Origin of the sequence: Listeria aquatica FSL S10-1188 (assembly GCF_000525795.1) — a bacterium.
Taxonomy (GTDB): domain Bacteria; phylum Bacillota; class Bacilli; order Lactobacillales; family Listeriaceae; genus Listeria; species Listeria aquatica.
This window is the reverse complement of record NZ_AOCG01000019.1, coordinates 19,114-36,935: the sequence shown is the minus strand read 5'-3', so window position 1 is coordinate 36,935 and position 17,822 is coordinate 19,114. Positions and strand designations below refer to the sequence as shown.

Annotated in this window: 21 protein-coding genes and 4 pseudogenes; 5 read left to right on the top strand and 20 right to left on the bottom strand. The window is 42.5% G+C overall.

Annotated elements, in window-relative coordinates; translation table 11 throughout:
• The 13 genes and pseudogenes from MAQA_RS16715 to MAQA_RS12670 form a co-directional block, all read right to left on the bottom strand.
• On the bottom strand, positions 1-84 hold an 84-nt coding region (locus MAQA_RS16715), incomplete at its 3' end, for a WxL protein host-binding domain-containing protein (RefSeq protein ID WP_149023374.1).
• Positions 56-397: a WxL protein host-binding domain-containing protein gene (locus MAQA_RS16295; RefSeq protein WP_077913630.1), complete on the bottom strand. Its 342-nt coding sequence runs from the start codon at positions 395-397 to the stop codon at positions 56-58. The genes MAQA_RS16715 and MAQA_RS16295, both read right to left, overlap by 29 nt.
• A complete protein-coding gene (locus MAQA_RS13950) occupies positions 330-818 on the bottom strand; it encodes a DUF916 domain-containing protein (RefSeq protein ID WP_052008615.1) in 489 nt (162 codons plus the stop codon). The genes MAQA_RS16295 and MAQA_RS13950 overlap by 68 nt, the downstream gene beginning before the upstream one ends.
• A gap of 78 nt (positions 819-896) precedes the next feature.
• The gene (locus MAQA_RS12700; protein WP_052008614.1) at positions 897-1,625 is read right to left on the bottom strand and encodes a WxL domain-containing protein; all 729 of its coding nucleotides are present in this window, start codon (positions 1,623-1,625) and stop codon (positions 897-899) included.
• Positions 1,626-1,638: 13 nt separating this feature from the next.
• Positions 1,639-1,845, bottom strand: a complete 207-nt coding sequence (locus MAQA_RS15925; RefSeq protein ID WP_241463259.1) for a WxL domain-containing protein — start codon at positions 1,843-1,845, stop codon at positions 1,639-1,641.
• A 1-nt stretch (position 1,846) separates the two neighbouring features.
• Positions 1,847-2,368: a WxL domain-containing protein gene (locus MAQA_RS12695; RefSeq protein WP_241463257.1), complete on the bottom strand. Its 522-nt coding sequence runs from the start codon at positions 2,366-2,368 to the stop codon at positions 1,847-1,849.
• Between the two features lie 22 nt (positions 2,369-2,390).
• The gene (locus tag MAQA_RS14295; protein ID WP_241463256.1) at positions 2,391-2,594 is read right to left on the bottom strand and encodes a WxL domain-containing protein; all 204 of its coding nucleotides are present in this window, start codon (positions 2,592-2,594) and stop codon (positions 2,391-2,393) included.
• Positions 2,575-3,486 (bottom strand): WxL domain-containing protein, encoded by a 912-nt coding sequence (locus tag MAQA_RS13945; protein WP_052008613.1) that lies wholly within the window; start codon positions 3,484-3,486, stop codon positions 2,575-2,577. The genes MAQA_RS14295 and MAQA_RS13945 overlap by 20 nt, the downstream gene beginning before the upstream one ends.
• 14 nt (positions 3,487-3,500) lie before the next feature.
• Entirely contained in the window at positions 3,501-4,880 is a 1,380-nt protein-coding gene (locus MAQA_RS13940) for an Ig-like domain-containing protein (RefSeq protein ID WP_052008612.1), read from the bottom strand.
• Entirely contained in the window at positions 4,819-6,936 is a 2,118-nt protein-coding gene (locus MAQA_RS13935) for a pectate lyase-like adhesive domain-containing protein (RefSeq protein WP_052008611.1), read from the bottom strand. Before MAQA_RS13935 ends, MAQA_RS13940 begins: the two co-directional genes overlap by 62 nt.
• Positions 6,937-7,264: 328 nt before the next feature.
• Positions 7,265-7,594 (bottom strand): cyclic-di-AMP receptor, encoded by a 330-nt coding sequence (locus MAQA_RS12680; RefSeq protein WP_036074397.1) that lies wholly within the window; start codon positions 7,592-7,594, stop codon positions 7,265-7,267.
• Positions 7,595-7,704: 110 nt separating this feature from the next.
• A complete protein-coding gene (gene tmk / locus MAQA_RS12675) occupies positions 7,705-8,328 on the bottom strand; it encodes a dTMP kinase (RefSeq protein ID WP_036074394.1) in 624 nt (207 codons plus the stop codon).
• Positions 8,329-8,368: 40 nt separating this feature from the next.
• Positions 8,369-9,746 (bottom strand): annotated as a pseudogene (locus tag MAQA_RS12670) (aminotransferase class I/II-fold pyridoxal phosphate-dependent enzyme).
• A 161-nt stretch (positions 9,747-9,907) separates the two neighbouring features.
• On the opposite strand from MAQA_RS12670, the gene dhaK reads away from it, so the two are divergent.
• The 4 genes and pseudogenes from dhaK (at position 9,908) to MAQA_RS12650 (ending at position 12,848) form a co-directional block, all read left to right on the top strand.
• A complete protein-coding gene (gene dhaK / locus MAQA_RS12665) occupies positions 9,908-10,891 on the top strand; it encodes a dihydroxyacetone kinase subunit DhaK (RefSeq protein ID WP_036074393.1) in 984 nt (327 codons plus the stop codon).
• Positions 10,892-10,907: 16 nt separating this feature from the next.
• Positions 10,908-11,507, top strand: a complete 600-nt coding sequence (gene dhaL / locus MAQA_RS12660; protein ID WP_036074392.1) for a dihydroxyacetone kinase subunit DhaL — start codon at positions 10,908-10,910, stop codon at positions 11,505-11,507.
• A 3-nt stretch (positions 11,508-11,510) separates the two neighbouring features.
• Positions 11,511-11,883 (top strand): annotated as a pseudogene (dhaM, locus tag MAQA_RS12655) (dihydroxyacetone kinase phosphoryl donor subunit DhaM).
• Positions 11,884-11,998: 115 nt separating this feature from the next.
• Positions 11,999-12,848 (top strand): annotated as a pseudogene (locus tag MAQA_RS12650) (aldo/keto reductase).
• Between the two features lie 44 nt (positions 12,849-12,892).
• Here MAQA_RS12650 and MAQA_RS12645 read toward each other — a convergent pair.
• The 7 genes and pseudogenes from MAQA_RS12645 to MAQA_RS12615 form a co-directional block, all read right to left on the bottom strand.
• A complete protein-coding gene (locus MAQA_RS12645) occupies positions 12,893-13,360 on the bottom strand; it encodes an ASCH domain-containing protein (RefSeq protein WP_036074391.1) in 468 nt (155 codons plus the stop codon).
• Between the two features lie 78 nt (positions 13,361-13,438).
• Positions 13,439-13,709 (bottom strand): annotated as a pseudogene (locus MAQA_RS12640) (YaaL family protein).
• 22 nt (positions 13,710-13,731) lie between these two features.
• Positions 13,732-14,328, bottom strand: a complete 597-nt coding sequence (recR, locus tag MAQA_RS12635) for a recombination mediator RecR (protein ID WP_036074400.1) — start codon at positions 14,326-14,328, stop codon at positions 13,732-13,734.
• A 59-nt stretch (positions 14,329-14,387) separates the two neighbouring features.
• Positions 14,388-14,705, bottom strand: a complete 318-nt coding sequence (locus MAQA_RS12630) for a YbaB/EbfC family nucleoid-associated protein (RefSeq protein WP_036074389.1) — start codon at positions 14,703-14,705, stop codon at positions 14,388-14,390.
• A 27-nt stretch (positions 14,706-14,732) separates the two neighbouring features.
• Positions 14,733-16,484 (bottom strand): DNA polymerase III subunit gamma/tau, encoded by a 1,752-nt coding sequence (dnaX, locus tag MAQA_RS12625; protein WP_036074387.1) that lies wholly within the window; start codon positions 16,482-16,484, stop codon positions 14,733-14,735.
• A gap of 132 nt (positions 16,485-16,616) precedes the next feature.
• Positions 16,617-17,075, bottom strand: coding sequence for a DUF3284 domain-containing protein (locus tag MAQA_RS12620; protein ID WP_036074385.1), 459 nt, complete (start codon positions 17,073-17,075; stop codon positions 16,617-16,619).
• Positions 17,072-17,263 carry a DUF3188 domain-containing protein gene (locus MAQA_RS12615; protein ID WP_036074382.1) on the bottom strand — a complete coding sequence of 64 codons (192 nt, stop codon included), beginning with the start codon at positions 17,261-17,263 and terminating at the stop codon, positions 17,072-17,074. Before MAQA_RS12615 ends, MAQA_RS12620 begins: the two co-directional genes overlap by 4 nt.
• A gap of 329 nt (positions 17,264-17,592) precedes the next feature.
• Here MAQA_RS12615 and MAQA_RS14675 point away from each other — a divergent pair, with 329 nt between their 5' ends.
• Positions 17,593-17,751, top strand: coding sequence for a hypothetical protein (locus MAQA_RS14675; RefSeq protein ID WP_173400324.1), 159 nt, complete (start codon positions 17,593-17,595; stop codon positions 17,749-17,751).
• Positions 17,752-17,822: the final 71 nt, after the last annotated feature.

Below are 17,822 nucleotides of genomic sequence, written 5' to 3'. Positions count from 1 at the left end.
GAAGTTGTATAATTTCCCAGGTTTAAACGCCTGATTGTTCCAGTTCACTCCATAATCAAAGTTGGAATTGGGCGCAAGCCGCATGTTTTCCTTTCTTTTCTCGGAATAAAACCTGTTCTTTTCCGCGTTTTGTCACCTTCGCATCCACTTTAAAATCTTGGATAATCACCGGCTTGGTATTCTGCAAATTCACCTTCAAGACGTTGCGATAATTGATTTGTGAAGGCTTGATTTGATTCAGTTCTAAATCGGGTTGAACCCTCTTCTTAGTTTCCACTAGTCGTACGCCAATCACATACGCATAGCGGTTTTCAATTTGTACACTTTCGTCATTCTTCGTTTTTGCTTTTTTTGCTTTCCTGTTCCTTAAAATGGAGGCCTCCAAGCACAATCCCATCAAAGGATTCCTTCGGCATCGTCACTTTGATCTTCACCGTTTTTTGCCCATGTGCGGGGATCGTTGTGGTTTTTTCCACATCCGCAAGCTTAGAGAACGGGTATTTCAGCGTTTGATCCAGTTTAGGATTCACCTGACTATAATCCACGATCCCATTATCATTCGTGATCGCTGCATTCGCATGATTTTCAATCGTGATGGCCGTATTTTTCGCATTCGTCAGAACCACACTCAGCTCCTGCACTTGCCCAGGCTTCATCTCTAAATCAAAATACGTCTTCGTCTTATCCACTTGATTTTCTGGAAGTATTGTATTCACCGAAAACCCCATCGAGCTTTCAGCCTTCACCCCTACCGGATGGCTAACCAGTAAAAAACCACCTACTAGCAAAAAGGGAATCATCCACCATCGTTTCTTCATTTTCCAAAACTCCTTCCACTCGATAAACGACTTGCGAAGTGCCTCCTCGCACTCCGCAAGCGCTTATCCAAGCTTCTTTTACGGCGTCGAACTCAACGTCCACGTTAGCGTAGACGTGTAAGTCTCATCCGCCAGTTTTACCGTTTCTGCTGGCACATGAAGCGTGATCTTGTTGTTCGGGGCGAGAGCACTCCCTTCCGTATCTCCAAACGCCGCTGTCCAAACCGACATCCCTTCTCCCGCCGAAGCTGCCACTAAGAGCTGTGGGCTAGAACCGACTGTAAGACTTGAAGAAATCGTACTCGGCGTATATTTCGGATCGAGCTTGGAACGCAACGTGGTCCCCGAAAGCGTGAGTTCAGCTCCTGTAAGCTCCGCGCCCGAAGCTGTTTGAAATGGCGTTCCGCTCACTTCCAGTTTCCAGCCAGCATTCAGCCCCGTATTATCTGTCACTTGCACAAATTGCGGCACGTAAAGAGTTGCCCCATCCGAAGCCCGCTTCACTTCTGAAAACGGCGGATGATAATCCATATCCTGCCCGAAAATCTTCTGTTTGCCGAATGAAAGCTGCGAAACAAAATCAATCCGTAGCGCACCTGACGTTGGTGTCACTGGATCTACGGGTTGCACCTCTTCATTCGGATCAGTGGGGTTAACGGGAGGTGTTGTACCGTCCACATCAGCTGTGAACTGCACGCTTGAATCACTCGCATTATCGCTTGCAACCGCATAAGCAGGTGGCTCGCTTAGGAAAAATGTCATCCCAAAAGCGATGAACAACAAGACGCCTTTTCCCGTTTTCATCATTCTCACCCTCTAATCAAGCTGGTGTATCTGCAAGTGTCCAAGTTAGTGTTGTCGAATATTTACCTTCAATTTTTGCTGTATCCCCAGGCACCGAAAGCGAAATACTTGTCGCTGCTTCTGTCACATCTGTACCAAATGTATCAAACCAAGTCCCCATCCCTTGATTAGCCTGCGCAACGATCGCATCTGACGAAGTTACTCCATCTGGATTAAGCGTAATTTCACTCGCCGTTGGTGTGTTTGCATCCGTTTTTTTTGCTTGATTTCATCGTTGGGTTGATTAATTTAAGCTTCGCCCCAGCTAGTTCGCTTGTTCCATTTTTGAACTGCGCATCTTGAACGACTGTGAGCTTCCAACCTGCATTTGAACCACGATTATCCGTAATTTGAACAAAGTTTGGTTTATCACTAATAGCCCCTGTTTCTGTGTCTTTTAGTTTATCTAGGGTTGCGTAGTACACTTCATCATTCCCAGAAATTTTTTGTGTTCCGAAGTGAAGCGTAGAAACATAGTCAATACTTAATGGTCCGCTTGTTGGCGGCGTAATCTCTGGATCAGTTGGCTCAACAGGTTTGTCTGTATCTGGATCTTTCGGTCCGCTTGGATCTGTGTTCTTTTCAAAAGTAACATCTCCTTTTGAAGTAGTTGAACCGCCATCAGCTGCAAAAGCCGTGATTCCTGTTCCGGATACCCCTAAAATAGTAACAAGTCCTAGTGCCGTGATTTTCAATGTTTTATTCATGTCTTCTTCTCCTTTTTTTGGTTTAATAGGGTGAATCTATCATTTCCCAAGTCAACGTCGTTCGGTAATGACCTGCTTGTTTTTTCGTTTCCTTGGGGAGGATGACCTGTATGCTTTTCCTTGCTTGTTCCGTATCAGTCCCAAAAGTGTTAACCCATGTGCCTGCACCAGTACCTGCTTTTGCGACAATCACGTCGCTTGCATTTTCACCTGTTGCATCTAGCACGATTTTTTGGAAACTTTGCGGTGTTTTTTTTGCTTGTCGCGCTTTTCAGTGTACTGTTTAAAAGAACCATCTCGGCACCTTCTAAAACAGCTTGGTCACTTCTTAATTGACCATTTTGCTTCACCGTCAACCGGTATCCCCCTAAAGTCCCCCGATTATCTGTCACCTGAACATAATTCGGGACTTTTTTCGAAATTCCACTTGCAAGAACTTTCACTGGCGTTAATGCTGCAAAGTAGTTTTCAGTTTGACCGGTGATTTCATGAGAACCAAACTGAATGTTCGATGCAAAATCAATACTAAGCGGTCCTTTTGTACCAGGGTTTGCCGGTGGAATTGAGTCAGGTTCAACTTCTTCACCTGGGTGATCTGGATCAACCGGTTTTGTTTCTCCAGCGTTCTTAGTGTAAAACATATCTGCTTTTGAATTCGTCGTTTGATTCCAACTTGCTGAAAAAACTAATGATTCTGGCAAAAACACAGTTAGGCAAATACTAACTAGCAGGAGGGAAGTCAGCTTTCTGTGCAACGGTTTATTTCTTCGCGTACAGAGTAAGTAACTAACGATACCTCCTAATAAAAGCACTCCGCCTACAATATTCCACCTATCAGAAGTATCTCCAGTATGAGGCAATACACCAGATTGCTTAACAGAAGAAGCCTCTTTTCCAGAAAATGCCTTTCCTGAATAAACACGATCTTGCTCAGTAGATGACTTCGGCTTCTCTTTAGGAACAGTAGATGGCATCTCACTCTTTGGCGGCTCTGTTGGTTGTTCGCCAGTAAGAGTAAGTCCAACATTCGATTCATAGCTCGCCGCAGAAACCGTAAACGGAGCGAAGCTTAGCAATACGGCCAACGAAAGCAGACAAAATGCAAAATATTTTTTCATCGTTAGGCTCCTTTTTATGGCGTATTTTCAAGTGTCCAAACAATTTTTGTCTGGTACACTTTGCCGCTTCGAATATTTCCCGGGAAAAGATCGAGCATCAAGCCGGTGTTTCCTGTCGGATTTAAATTAACTTCTGTCAAGCCTTCACTTGCTGTTTCTTGGTTAAAAACTGGTGTCGTTCCCTGATCATTGATCGGCTCATACCGTACCGAGCCATCCGCAGCTTTCATTGCGATCACTAAGCTATCTGGAAGTTCCTCTGCTTCACTCGTTTTAAACGGTGATTCAAGCATTGCTGTCAATTGCCAGCTCGTGGGATTAGACCGATCATCATTTACGATGACTTTTGCTTCATTTTCTGGTTTCAATTGCTGCTCATAAGAACGAATTTGTTGCGTTCCAAATTGGATTGTATTCGGAATTTCCGAAATGCTTAGCGTACCCGGCGTAACAATAGCTGTGATCGTTTTTTCTGCATCTCTCACTTTTACTTTGACAGTGTAAGTTCCTGCTGCTTTCGTGAAGCCCCCTCGATCAGAAACCACAATGTCAGCCGCCAAATCCACACCATCCGGAATTCCCCAAGCTTTCGCCTTCGCTTGATTGATAATGAAAGCATCCAAGTCAGCTTCCGAAGCCGGCACTTGTTTTTCTTTCACTACAAAATCACTTGCTTGAAGCATAGCTTGTTCAGTAACCGTCGTCTCGCCATCTTTCACAAAAACGGGAATGACGATAACCACATGGTTGCCTGCCTTATCCGTAATGGTTACTTCCGCTTCCGAACTACCCACTGCTGTTACATCAGGAACCTTGGAGATTGCATATGTCAAATTGTTGTCCCCTGCACCCGCATTATCTTGCACGTTTGTGACAAGTGACTTGGCGTCTGTCGTAAACGCCTTGTTCACATTAACAATTTGTTTCACTGCTTCCGCACTTGGCGGAGTAGTATCTTGGACCTCTTGCACATCCGAATGCTCACTTTTATTCTGAGCAGCATCTTCAGCAACCGCATAATAGCCAACATACGGCGTAAGAGGCTTATCCGAATCAGCCAGTACAAGTTCATAATTCCCTGTGCCATCAGCTTTCACTGACCCAAGAATGGCATTATCAGATGCTCGGTATACTGTGACCAAACTGTCAGCTTCTGCCTTCCCGGAAAGCGTAGCATCCACATCTTTAATCGCATTTAAGCTCGGCTTATCAGGCGCCGTTTCATCCGCCACAACGGTGGATGTAGTAGCATCCTTACCATCCAAGTAGGCGTAGGCTGAAACCGTATTTCCTGCCGTTAAATAACTCCCTGTTGGAAGTACAAAGACAAACTCACCAGTCGCCGAATCTGCCTTGATATGGTATTTTTTTCGTATCTGACTCTGCTTGTGCATCAATCGTTCCTTCTGGAATTGCGCTATCTCCTGATAACAAAATCCATGCCCCAGGATTAGCTACACCGCGAATGATATGGCTATTCTCATTTGCCTGATTGTCTGAAAGAGAATCAAGCGAAACCTCCACATCTGCAATATGTTCAAATAAGACACGTTTAAAGTTTTGCGTCCGGTAGTTGGTTGCAAAGTCCGTGGCATTGGCATTTATAATACTATTCCCCGTTGCAGCTGTCACATTGGCTCCTGTATAATTCACCTTCATGTCATACATCGGAAACCAGTCATAAGTTGGTGTAGCGTTCGCAGCATCTGCCGCTGTCCAAGCCTTAACCCGCTGAATCGACGCATTAAATGTCCCACTCGCCATATAAATAACACGAGTATTTGCATTCGTATTTCTTCTAGCATCTAAATCAATTTCACCTGCGTCCGCAAAATTAAACGTTGAGGAGGAACCAATTGCTATTAAGTTCTTCGCACTCGAACCATCTGATGAAAGCTTAAACACACCTTTTTTCCCAATAATAAACGAACTGCTACTTCCTGTTTTCACGAGACTCCCCGTACCAGTTCCTTGGTTATTTGCCGAAATGATCAAAGAAGCACCATCTGCAACATTAAACTCTGCTCCGGTCCCAACATTAATCGGGTTCTTATCATAGGCATCAGTAAAGGGACCATTCATGTCTAAATTTAGCGATGCTCCATCATGAACAAGCAACTTTGCGTTACTGCCAAGAGCAATTCCACCACGTGTAGAATCTGTGGGTGTAGAAATATTCACTTTTGCATTTTTGTTAATATCTACATTTCCGTTTGCCTGAATAGTCGTCCATGTTCCTTCACCCGAAAGACCATTACCGCCTCCAGTTAAATTAAGTTCTGCACCTTCTTCAACCTTCGCTGTCCCAGTTGCGCCGCCCGTTCCAAGCATCAATACAGTAGCATTTTCAGTTGTTCCCGTATACTTCGAGTTTGCTTCAAATGTGATATTAGTGACTTCTAGGTTAGCCTGATTGGTTTGCGCCTTATACTCCACATTATCAAAAGGGCTGATATACTGGTTAACCGATTTATTGACCACCGTACCTCCTACAAAAAAGTCTGCTTGATAAGAAGCTGTAAACTGTGCCCCAGTGTAATTCAAATTCTGAATAGAAAACGTCGATGCAGCCGAGATATTTCCAGTTAAGCGAATAGGTCCCCAATAATTTTGACCGTACATATCTAAGTCTCGCACTTGAACGTTTACTTTTTGAGTTGAAAAGCTCATCCAGTAACTGCGTCTTCTAAAATCCACTTTAACTCCTGAGTTGACTCCACGAACAATCAAGTCCCGTGCAGGAATAGTCTGATTGGATTCACCAGCCGCTGTGCTTGAAAATTGAGTGAACGCAAAATCATTCATGACAACCACTTCCCCAATGGAAGCATCTCCCATTGCCGCATCCATCTCAGTCGCATTGGTTACATAAGCAGTAGAACCTGAGTTGGCAACAGCCAGTCTAGGCTGAATCAAATCACTTGATTCAACTAAAGGAGCACTTAACACTTCTTGCTGTTCAGGCACAAGTTCTGTCTGCGCTTCTTTTTCAACAACCGTGAAATTTAGTGAATTCGAATATACCTTTTTGCCCTCTTGGTGCTTTTCAATCACTAAGTCGTAAGAACCACTTTTTTCAGCTTTCAATAAAAGTTTTACGGTGTTTTCTTTAAAAGCCTCAGACGAGATAGTTATTTTACTATTTTCAGGATCAAACTGAATATCCTTGCTTTCATTTTCTTGTTCAGTTTCTTGAGCCATAAAAACAAGGTTTTTCGGAAGTTCCAAAATCAATTGATCTCCTGCCGTTAAACCTTCATCGCTGACTGTAAGTTGAAATATCTCATTTGTAAAAGCATAGTCTTTTTCTGCAGAAAGAGTAATTTTCTCTGATGCATAGGCATGATCTAAGAAACCTCCTATCCCATTTGCACCAAGGGGTAAAATCAAACCAAAAATCAAAGCTAAACAACCAATCAGAAAAGAATGGAGCCTTTTCCTTTTGTCCAAAATCTCACCTCGCTTCTACAATGTGATTGTGCTTACCTCTTTTCATCAAGAAAATAGTCGTCATAATTTTCAGTTTATAACATAATAATTAATTGATAATTTGTACAACTAATTCACCAATAATGAAAAGAACTAATCTCAAAACATTTCTTGTAAGCAATTCCATTATAGCATGAGCTATTTTTTCAAAAAAAATAAATTATTTTACTTTTTTAGATTGTTTTTTATGAAAATGTGTCAAAATGTTCACAAAAACAGGACTTGACATCACAATTTAAGCCATTGCTTAGTCAAGTCCTTCTGTAGAAAATGATACAAAGTTACATTTTTAGAAATGGTGGAAACTTTCAACTGGCATTACAAAAACGGTTGCACCACCTACTTGTACTTCAATTGGATACGGAACATAAGTATCCACAGTTACGCCAAGCGAAGCTGAAGGAGTCATCATTTGTTCTCGTGCTTTACAGTTATCTCGGATAATGTCAAGTGCATCTTCCACACGATCATCCTCAACCCCGATTAAAAAGGTAGTATTACCTGCCTTTAAAAAGCCACCCGTCGTTGCAAGTTTAGTTGCTCCAAATTTATTTTCCGTTAATGCATCGGAAAGACGATTACTATCCTGATCTTGTACAATTGCAAAAATCAACTTCATCAATATCATCCCCTTAAAAAAGTAAAAACACCTTTTTTCTATTATACCAAAACTCCAAGTGAGACTTTACTAATTTGCATATCCCCACCCAAGCTTACTTCCATTTGATGTTACTTAACAGTTTTCAAAATATCCGCCAAAATCTCATCCGTAATCTCGTCTGGCGTACCAGTGCCGTCAATTCGAACAAAGCGATCTGGAAACAGCTTGATAATTTCCTCATAACCTTGTTGCACCTTACTGTGGAAGGCAATATCTTCTTGATCTAAGCGATTAACCTCGCGGCCCTTATTCGCAGCAATCCGCGCCAAGCCAACATCCGCTGGCACATCAAAATAATAAGTTTTATCCGGAAATGTATCTTCAATAGCAAACAAATTGATGTCAAGTACTTCCTGAATCCCAATCGAACGCCCCGCACCTTGATAAGCAAGCGAACTATCGACAAAGCGGTCACAAAGCACATGCGTCCCACTCTCAAGCGCTGGACGAATCGTCTCCACCACATGTTGGCGCCTAGCTCCCGCAATAAGTAACGCTTCCGTTCGCGGATCCATCTCTTCATTTCCAATCCCGAGTACAATGTTTCGCACCTTTTCTGAAATTGGGCTTCCTCCCGGTTCGCGCGTTTTAATAAAATCAAGCCCAGCTGCGCGCATCTTTTCTTCAAGTAGCGCTGCCGCTGTCGTTTTTCCCGAGCCGTCCGGGCCCTCGAGACTGATAAAAATCGCCATTCATTTCCTCTCCTTCAAGCAAATCTCACCCCTGATTATATCATAAAAAAACCTCAATGAATCCCTCTTTCAACCTTTTTCCCCCGTGAAAATGTCTGCCACGTACTTGCTTCAAATAAGCGACTTGCCTTTCCGACAACTTTTCGCCGCGTAAAACGCCAGGGATACCTGGTGGATAGAGCGCCACATTTTCTGCCGCGACGGTTCCCGCCGCTTCATCAAGTGGCAAAAACATTGTCTCCAAATCCGCCATCTGCTGATACGAAATCGAAAGTCGGCTCACATCCGGCACTGCAAGTTCAAGGCTCCGAGTCTCCCCTTGCCGCACGTCACCTTCTCCCCATTTTATCCGCCCAAACGGTGTAAAATCCATTCCTTTATTTAAAAGCGGCAAAACCAAAAGCACTTGTTTATCATCCGCGAGCTCAGGATAGAATCCAGCTTGTTCCAATTGTTCAGCCAACCTATAACCCGAAAAACCTTGTTTTCGAACAATCAATTTCAGCGGATCATCTGGACAGATCACTTCAAGTTCTTGTTTCTCCAAAAAACGTAGCCATTTTGCACGCATCTTCCAAAACGCCTTAAAATCCTCATCCGAATAAAGCGCCACATAGCGCCGCGCAACATCAAGCGAAGCCATCACCATATAAGACGGACTGCTCGACTCTACCATCTCAAGATAGCGCCGCACATCTAATTTGTCCGTATTCACATGCAAAAAGGCACCCATCGTGAGTGCTGGAAGCGTTTTGTGTGCAGACTGTACAACCGCATCCGCCCCCGCCCGAAGCGCTTCCCTTGGAAATTCATCACTCGCAATAAAATGAGCGCCATGTGCCTCATCCACAAGCGCAAGTGCCCCATACCGATGAGCCACAGCGACAATCCGGTCCAACTGGAAAACCGCCCCATAATAATTCGGATAGGTAACAATCACCGCGCGCACATCCGGATTCGCATCCAAAACCTGCTCAAGCAGCACCGGATCAAGCCCAGCCGCCGTCCCAGTCACCGCATCTTTTTTGGGTTCTATAAAAATCGGATTCGCGCCGGCCAGCTCAAGCGCATGAATCACCGACTTATGCGCATCTCGCGTGACAATCGCTGAGTCGCCACGCCGAAGCGCGGCAAGAATCATCGCAAGATTCCCACTTGTTGATCCCCCGACTAAAAAGAAGCTAGCATGCGCCCCATAAGCATCCCGGAGCAATTCCTCTGCTTTTAAAATGACACTTTCAGGGTGATGCAAATCATCCATACCACTAATTTCCGTCAAGTCATACTTCAAAATTTCTTGCCAATCGCCGCCGTATAAAGCTCCATTTTTATGCCCTGGAACATGAAGTGAAACTGGGTTTTTTTTTAATATGTTGTTCAATCGCCTGAAGAAGCGGTGTTTCCTCTTGATTTATCATCAGAAGCCCCCCTTTTTTCATGCTCCTATTGTATCACTTCCAAGCCCTTAAAACGAATATTGTAAGCAATTTCAAAAATGACGTTTCATTCTTTTCTTTCTAGGGAATTTTTAAATGTAAAACCATCTTTTTCAAGGAGGAGTTAGGGCTGATGAAAAAAAATAATCAATGGTACAGATCAAGTCGTTGAACAAATGGTGGAAGGCCTCGCAAAGTCACATCCTGAACTTATCGAACGCATACCAGATACACGAGTTCTTGCACGTATTGATAAACGGCCCGGAAAAGTCGGTCTCGTAAGCGGAGGCGGTTCTGGTCACGAACCTGCACATGCCGGGTATGTTGGACAAGGAATGCTTTCCGCAGCCGTTTGCGGCGATGTTTTCACTTCACCAACACCCGACCAAATTTATGAAGGAATTAAAGCCGCTGATCAGGGTAAAGGCGTTCTCTTAATTGTCAAAAACTACACAGGCGATGTGATGAACTTTGATATGGCAAAAGAGCTTGCTGAAGGCGACGATATCGAAGTGGACCAAGTGATCGTAGATGATGATATTGCCGTTCAAGATAGCACCTTCACAACCGGACGGCGAGGCGTTGCCGGAACCGTTTTAGTACACAAAATCGTTGGTGCTGCCGCAGAAGCTGGGGCGAGTCTTTCCGAACTGAAAGCACTTGGCGAAAAAGTGATCAGTTCCATCAAAACAATTGGTGTGGCGCTTTCGCCTTGTACAGTTCCAGAAGTTGGGCATCCAGGATTCGAACTAGGAGCCGATGAAATCGAACTTGGAATCGGCATCCACGGGGAACCAGGATTTAGCCGCGAGAAGATTATGTCGTCGCATGACCTTGCGAAACAACTACTTGACCGGATCGACAAGGAGCATCAATTTGCGTCTGGGGACAAGGTTGTCGTTCTTGTTAATGGAATGGGTGCAACACCGCTTATGGAACAATATATCTTTTCAAATGATGTTCACGAATGGCTTGGCGAAAAAGGGGTAAACATCCAAAAAACCATCGTCGGCGATTATATGACGTCTCTTGAAATGGCTGGCTTGTCGCTCACTGTTCTAAAACTTAAAGATGAAAAGTGGCTCGAACTACTTAATTTCCCTGTACAAACTATTGCATGGAAATAACGGAGGAGGATTAAGGATGACTTTAGATAAAGAATGGGCAATCGGTTTTTTAGATGATTTTGCAGATCGCGTCATCGAAAACAAGCAATTATTGAGCGATTTGGACCAAGCCATTGGAGATGGAGACCACGGCGTGAATATGGCGCGGGGGCTTACGGAATTAAAAAAAGCTTTTTCAGAAAAATCACCAGCTACTTTAAAAGATGTATTTAAAACTACAGCGATGACACTCCTCAGCAAAGTTGGTGGTGCTTCTGGTCCACTTTATGGCTCCGCTTTTTTAAATATGAGTAAAAAAATCGACGCTGATACCCTTACGAAAGAGCAGCTTCCTGATATTTTCGAGGCTGGGCTTGAAGGAATTGAAAATAGAGGGAAATCTCATGCTGGCGAAAAAACGATGATTGATGTTTGGGAACCTGCAATCAACGCAATGCGTCAAAATGAATTTTCAAGCGATGCGATTGAAGCGGCTCTTCAAAAAACCAAAGATATGAAAGCGACAAAAGGTCGGGCATCTTACCTCGGCGAGCGTTCCATTGGTCATCTTGACCCCGGCGCTTACTCTTCAAGTTTGCTGTTTCAAGCGTTATTAAAATCGGAAGGAGCAAAATAACCTATGAAAGAGTATGGAATTGTCATTATTTCTCACTCAAAAGATGTGGCTAAAGGCGTTTCGGATATTATTAGTCAAGTTGCTGCGGACGTTTCGATTACCTATTCAGGCGGTGCAGATGACGGAGGTATTGGAACAAGTTTTGACAAAGTAAACGCAGCCTTTGAAAAAAAATGCTGCTGAAAAGCTATACGCTTTTTATGACCTAGGTAGCGCCAAGATGAACATCGAAACGGTTATGGAACTTTCAGATAAGGAAATCATTCTTTTCAACGCACCCATATTGGAAGGCGCTTATGCGACAGCAGCACAAGTTCAAATGGACGAGAAGCCGGAAGTCATCAAAGAAAATTTAAAGTCCATCGAAATCAAATAGTGGAAGTAGCACCGGCGAAGCCTGTTTCATGTGAAACAGGCTTCGCCTTTTCTCGTGCAAGATTTTTTTATTTTTTTGGTATTCTGAAATGGAGAATGGAGTGGAGGGAAGAAAAATGGAATCTTTTACAGATAAAGTGCGTTTAAATAATGGCGTTTTAATGCCTCGACACGGGTTTGGCGCTTATAAGCTTGTCGATGAAAACGAACTGCATCGCTCGCTTGAAACAGCTGTTGGAGCCGGATATCAACTATTCGATACTGCTCAGTTCTATCACAACGAAAAATATATTGGTGATTTTTTTTCGTTCCTCAAATTTAAGCCGTGAAGATTATTTTATTACAACCAAGGTTTGGAACACGGAACAAGGTTACGACAAAACATTAAAAGCTTTCGAAAACTCCTTGAAGCGACTAAAACTGGACTATATTGATCTTTATCTTGTGCACTGGCCCAAAATCGAACCTTTTTTTGAAACTTGGAAAGCTTTGGAACGACTTTACGACAAGGGTCTAATTCGTGCAATTGGCGTTTCCAATTTTGAAGCACATCATCTTGACCGCCTGATGACAAAAGCAAATGTCCTACCTGCTGTGGATCAACTCGAAACACACCCGTATTTTCCCAATCACCTGCTCCACCGTTATTTGGAAGAGCTAGATATTGTCCACCAAGCATGGAGTCCACTCGGCCGAGGAGCTGCTTTAAAAGAACCCGCACTCAAGAAAATCGGGAAAAAGTACGGCAAAACGCCGGCACAAGTTATCCTACGCTGGCACATTCAAAATGATATCAGTATCATTCCAAAATCAGAAAAACCTGATAGAATCCGTGAAAATGCAGACATTTATGATTTTGAGCTTTCTCGCGAAGAAATGCTTATCATTCAAAAACTCAATCGCGGTGAACGTGTTAGTCATGCCCCCGATGTTGTTTACGTTCGCACAGAACCAGAAGAATTTTAATCAAAAAAGAGGTGTTGTTATTTTTTAACAACACCTCTTTTTTACTAGTCAACAGGGTTGGCATCTACTACTTCAAATGTCTGGCACACTAACATCAAGTCTGGAGTAAACGTCATCCCGTATTGTTTTAATTCCCATGTAAAGAACTTTTCATGCTCCGTGTACCAATAGTTATACGTTAAATCTCCTTCACCTTCAGATAGAGCAAAAGTTTCCGTCACTTTGTTCATCGGGACTTCTTCAATAGCCGTATATTTAATGATGGCAACCGGATATCCATCCCCATTTAACACAATGTCATATTGCCCTACAACAGGCATTTTCTCATTTTCTAAATCATAAACGACTTTGGCGGCACATGTCCCTGTTTTTTTGCCAGAAAGCACTAAGCTAGCTAATTCATCTCCCATTTGCTTACTGCCATCGCCAAACATCCAGTAATCTGGCACTTGTAGATTTAAATGATGTTCACTTGCATATTTTAGCCAGTAGTTCTCAATTTCTCGGTTCAAAGCAAACACTCCCTTTTTAAATTTAATCTAAACTAAAAAAAGTGGGTTGCTAGATAAACCTAACAACCCTCAATATACTTATTTTCTACCGCTGATTTGACGGTATCTAGCTTCTTTAAACAAATAAAAGTATTTCATTTCTGCTTTTTTTTACTTCAAATTCAAGTCTCGGATCATAGCCAAAACTTCTATCCAAAAGCTCTCGCTCTTTTTGCCATTTTTCCTGCGTGACTTCAATTAATTCAAGCAAATATTCATCATAACTTTTATGAAGCTTACCAATCCGCGTTTTTCTTTTCCGTTTTGCATGTCGCTTATTGTTGCTATGCGTTCTGCTCCTAGATTCCATCGTCAATCACCTCTATTGTCCGTTAAACTTCCCGTCTACCTTCAAGAGCCTTGGATAGTGTTACTTCATCTGCATATTCTAGATCGCCCCCGACTGGCAGACCATGGGCAATACGCGTTACTTTAATTCCGCTTGGTTTCACGAGACGTGAAATATACATCGCAGTCGCTTCTCCTTCAACATTTGGATTCGTTGCGAGAATCACTTCTTCTACTTCTTCATTTTGAAGTCGCTTAATCAAATCAGCGATATTAATATCTTCCGGTCCTACTCCATCCATCGGTGAAATCGTTCCGTGTAGAACATGATAAAGCCCATTATAATCTCGCATTTTTTCCATTGCAATCACATCGCGTGGCTCTTCGACCACACAAATAACACTCCGGTCACGACTGGTATCCGAACAGATATAACACGGGTCTTGATCCGTAATGTGTCCACAAACAGAACAAAATGTTAAGTTTCGCTTGGCGTCAACAAGCGCCTTTGCAAAGTTGAGGACATCATCCTCTTTCATGTCCAAAACAAAAAAAGCTAACCGTGCCGCCGATTTTGGACCAATCCCTGGAAGCTTCATAAAGCTATCAATTAATTTCGTTATCGGTTCAGGGTAATGCATCTGCATCGCTCACTTTCAAAAAAGCAGGCAGGACATACTCGGATCCTGCCGCCGTAAACTTATAGCCCAGGAATGTTCATTCCTTGTGTGAATTTGCCCATCTTTTGTGAAGTCGTTTCTTCAAGTTGTTTAAGCGCATCATTTGTTGCTGCAAGTACTAAGTCTTGGAGCATCTCCACATCTTCAGGATCAACAACTTCTTCTTTAATGATAACATCAAGCACTTCACGTTTTCCATTTACTTTCACGGAAACCATTTCGCCTCCAGCCGTTCCTGTGAACTCAGAAACTTCTAGTTCAGCTTGTGCTTTCGCCATTTCCTTTTGCATTTTCTGCATTTGTTTCATCATACCTTGCATATTACCCATTCCACGCATAAAATATTCTCCTCTTCTTAAAAAAATTTATTCTTTTACTTCAAGTAAGTCATCACCGACTAATTTCGCCGCTTCCGTCACAAACTGTTCTTCCGAATCAGCATCAGTTCCACTAGTATTTTCAGCAGGTAGTCCTTCGCCATCCATTTCTTCGCTACCGTTATTGTGCAGCTTGATGAAGTTTTCGCGAACATCATGCCACTGATCTTCTGGAATACCAATAAAGTGATAGTTAGCCTGCGTCAGCTTGGAAATGCTTGTTTCGATCGTTTCGACAAACGAAGCATTTTCCATAGCCATCTGACAGTGAATCTCATGCTTAAATTTTAACACAAAAGTATCATCCGAAGCAGCTACAGGTTCCGCTTCATTTAAAAGCGCCGCCTGCGAAGCAATTAACATGGATAAAAGTTCACTCCAAACGCTTCGAATCATCTGTAAATCTTTTTTCTTTGCCACACCAAGCACATGGTTAATCTTGCCCACCGGTGCTTTAAAGCCTTTGCTACTATTCATTGCCGCTTTCTTCGGACGACTTGTTTTTTCTCCCGAAGAAGTTTCGCTTGCCTTTACACCACTTTTCTTTAGTTCCTCGATTTCGCGACGAAGCGCACTCACTTCACCTTGAAGTTTCACCACTTCTGCATTCGAAACCTCTGTTCCAGCTTCTCCACTTACATCAGTCAAAATAGAACCCTTTGTTTGCGTAAGTTGCACAACCGCCACCTCAACGTAAATGCCAGGATGGTTAGAAAACCGCATTTGCTGTTGCGCCTTGTTAAGCAAATCAACACATTCATAGATCCGCACAGAATTCGCTTCCGCAGCAAGCTCTTGAAAGTCTTCATCCGCCACAGCACGCTCAAGTGATTCCTCAAGTTGCGGCGCCTTTTGATAAAGTAAAATGTCTCGGAAGAAAACGAGTAGATCCTCTACCAACCGAACTGGGTCTTTGCCTTCTGCAAGTAGCGCTGACAAATTTTGAATCGCTTGTTCGGCATCGCATTCCATGATGCTCTTAACCAGTTCCGTAAGCAAATTTTGCGAAACAGATCCTGTGATTTCAAGTGCATCTGTTACACTCACTTCTTCTGAGCCATAAGAAATGACCTGGTCTAGCAAACTCAGCGCATCCCGCATCCCGCCTTCAGCTGCCCGTGAAATAATAGCGAGCGCCTTTTCATCAAACGGAATTTTTTCTTCGTTTAAAATATAAGCCATTCGCTCCGTGATGTCCTGCGTTGTGATTCGTTTAAAATCAAAGCGTTGCACCCGGGAAATAATCGTGAGCGGCAATTTATGCGGTTCTGTTGTTGCTAATATAAAAATCACATGTTTAGGAGGTTCTTCAAGCGTTTTAAGTAGCGCATTAAATGCTCCTGTTGAAAGCATGTGCACTTCATCAATAATATAAACCTTATATTTAGAAACTGTAGGTGCGTATTTCACCTTTTCGCGAATATCACGAATTTCTTCGACACCATTGTTACTCGCCGCATCAATTTCGAGGACATCGGGATTTGAGCCTTCTGTAATCGTTTTACAAGTTTCGCACTCGTTGCAGGGCTCCCCATTTACCGGGTTTTCACAGTTGATTGCCTTGGCAAAAATCTTGGCTGCACTCGTTTTCCCTGTCCCACGGGGTCCACTGAACAAATAGGCATGTGACGTTTTATTTTGAGTAATTGCATTTTGCAGTGTACGTGTCACATGGCTTTGTCCGACAACATCATCAAACGACTGTGGCCGAAACACACGATATAATGCTTGATATGCCATCTTCCACTCTCCCTCTCGATCTTAGTAGTACTATTATAGCTTACTTCCCTTCGTTTGATAAGGAGAAACTTCTATTAAGTGACAAAAAAGCATGCACCAAAAAAAATCTAGTGAATGCTTTGCCTTCTAAAATCAGTTTTCTGATTTCACTTCTTGTTTTTTCGCTTTACTTTCATTGATAACAGACATTTCAATAGCCTTTAGCAAATTGCGAACTCGTCTTTTTCGAAAGAAACCAAACATCAAACCAGCGATAGCATTATTGACTTTACGCATTGTCTTTTCCGCTTCAATTTTTTCAGTGTACGTCGCCTCACAAGTATTTTCACTCGTCGCTGTGATCGTGTAAGTTGTGATGTGCGTATTAGAAAGAGTTTCCGTCGTAAATTGATACACTTCATCCGGTACAACTTCGCTAATCGTCGTTGTCGTTCTCATCCCATTCGACATCGTCCGTTGATACGAAAAGCCTTGCAGCTGTCGAACTTGTTTCGTTTTCCCAGTTGATTGTTTAATATCATAAATAACAGAATTAATAATGGCCGTAAAACACTCTTTTTGGGAAATATAGAGTTTTTGCGAAATTTTCATTTTTTGTCCCCTCCCTGTCCTTTTTTATTTTTGAGTCCTTTAAAAACATATATAGCTCCGATAGCAGCAATTACAAGTCCAGTTACCATCATTGGCATGCTTGCAGCACCATTTTTCCCAAATGAAGGACTAAACATAATGATCATTAACCCAATGCAAACTATGAAAAGACTATTTGCTAATTTCATCCAACAATCCCTACCATTTCTTGAAAAGGTTTTGAAGAATTTTCGAAAGCATGAACATGTAACACTACGACTTAGAAGTCTTCAAAAGCTTTCTATAAAAACCTTCTCTTTTCTTATTTTATCGTTAAGCTTAGCATCTTGCAATCTGAAATATAGTAAGCGTTCCCATAGTTATTAAATGCAATTTTCATGCCAATTATTCTTCAAAAAAAGAGGCATTCAAGCTCCGCACGCAACACTCCTTTTACACACGAAAATTAACAAGTGTGTATCTTTGCTACACAAAGCAATCATTATGCTATAATACAAGTAGAATAGAGGTGATTCAATTGGCATTAAAGTCTGATATGCCAGAGGAAAGTAAAAACAGTAAAGTTATCAAACGTGATACTTTTTCGATCGTCTTTCCAGATGATCCAAAACCTGATAAAACGACTGAATCTACTGACCAAATCCTCGCTAAACCGAAAAATGACGAGTCGGAATAAAGGATCCTAATGAACTATGTTGGTGAAAGACATTTTCTAGGGCTAAGTCCATCTTTATTTTTAAGCTCAGT

Coding starts and splice junctions, on each gene's coding strand:
- MAQA_RS16295 (WP_077913630.1), bottom strand. CDS start 397: ATGGGATTGTGCTTGGAGGCCTCCATTTTAAGGAACAGGAAAGCAAAA.
- MAQA_RS13950 (WP_052008615.1), bottom strand. CDS start 818: ATGAAGAAACGATGGTGGATGATTCCCTTTTTGCTAGTAGGTGGTTTT.
- MAQA_RS12700 (WP_052008614.1), bottom strand. CDS start 1,625: ATGATGAAAACGGGAAAAGGCGTCTTGTTGTTCATCGCTTTTGGGATG.
- MAQA_RS12695 (WP_241463257.1), bottom strand. CDS start 2,368: ATGAATAAAACATTGAAAATCACGGCACTAGGACTTGTTACTATTTTA.
- MAQA_RS13945 (WP_052008613.1), bottom strand. CDS start 3,486: ATGAAAAAATATTTTGCATTTTGTCTGCTTTCGTTGGCCGTATTGCTA.
- MAQA_RS13940 (WP_052008612.1), bottom strand. CDS start 4,880: ATGCACAAGCAGAGTCAGATACGAAAAAAATACCATATCAAGGCAGAT.
- MAQA_RS12680 (WP_036074397.1), bottom strand. CDS start 7,594: ATGAAGTTGATTTTTGCAATTGTACAAGATCAGGATAGTAATCGTCTT.
- tmk (WP_036074394.1), bottom strand. CDS start 8,328: ATGGCGATTTTTATCAGTCTCGAGGGCCCGGACGGCTCGGGAAAAACG.
- dhaL (WP_036074392.1), top strand. CDS start 10,908: ATGACTTTAGATAAAGAATGGGCAATCGGTTTTTTAGATGATTTTGCA.
- recR (WP_036074400.1), bottom strand. CDS start 14,328: ATGCATTACCCTGAACCGATAACGAAATTAATTGATAGCTTTATGAAG.
- MAQA_RS12630 (WP_036074389.1), bottom strand. CDS start 14,705: ATGCGTGGAATGGGTAATATGCAAGGTATGATGAAACAAATGCAGAAA.
- dnaX (WP_036074387.1), bottom strand. CDS start 16,484: ATGGCATATCAAGCATTATATCGTGTGTTTCGGCCACAGTCGTTTGAT.
- MAQA_RS12620 (WP_036074385.1), bottom strand. CDS start 17,075: ATGAAAATTTCGCAAAAACTCTATATTTCCCAAAAAGAGTGTTTTACG.
- MAQA_RS12615 (WP_036074382.1), bottom strand. CDS start 17,263: ATGAAATTAGCAAATAGTCTTTTCATAGTTTGCATTGGGTTAATGATC.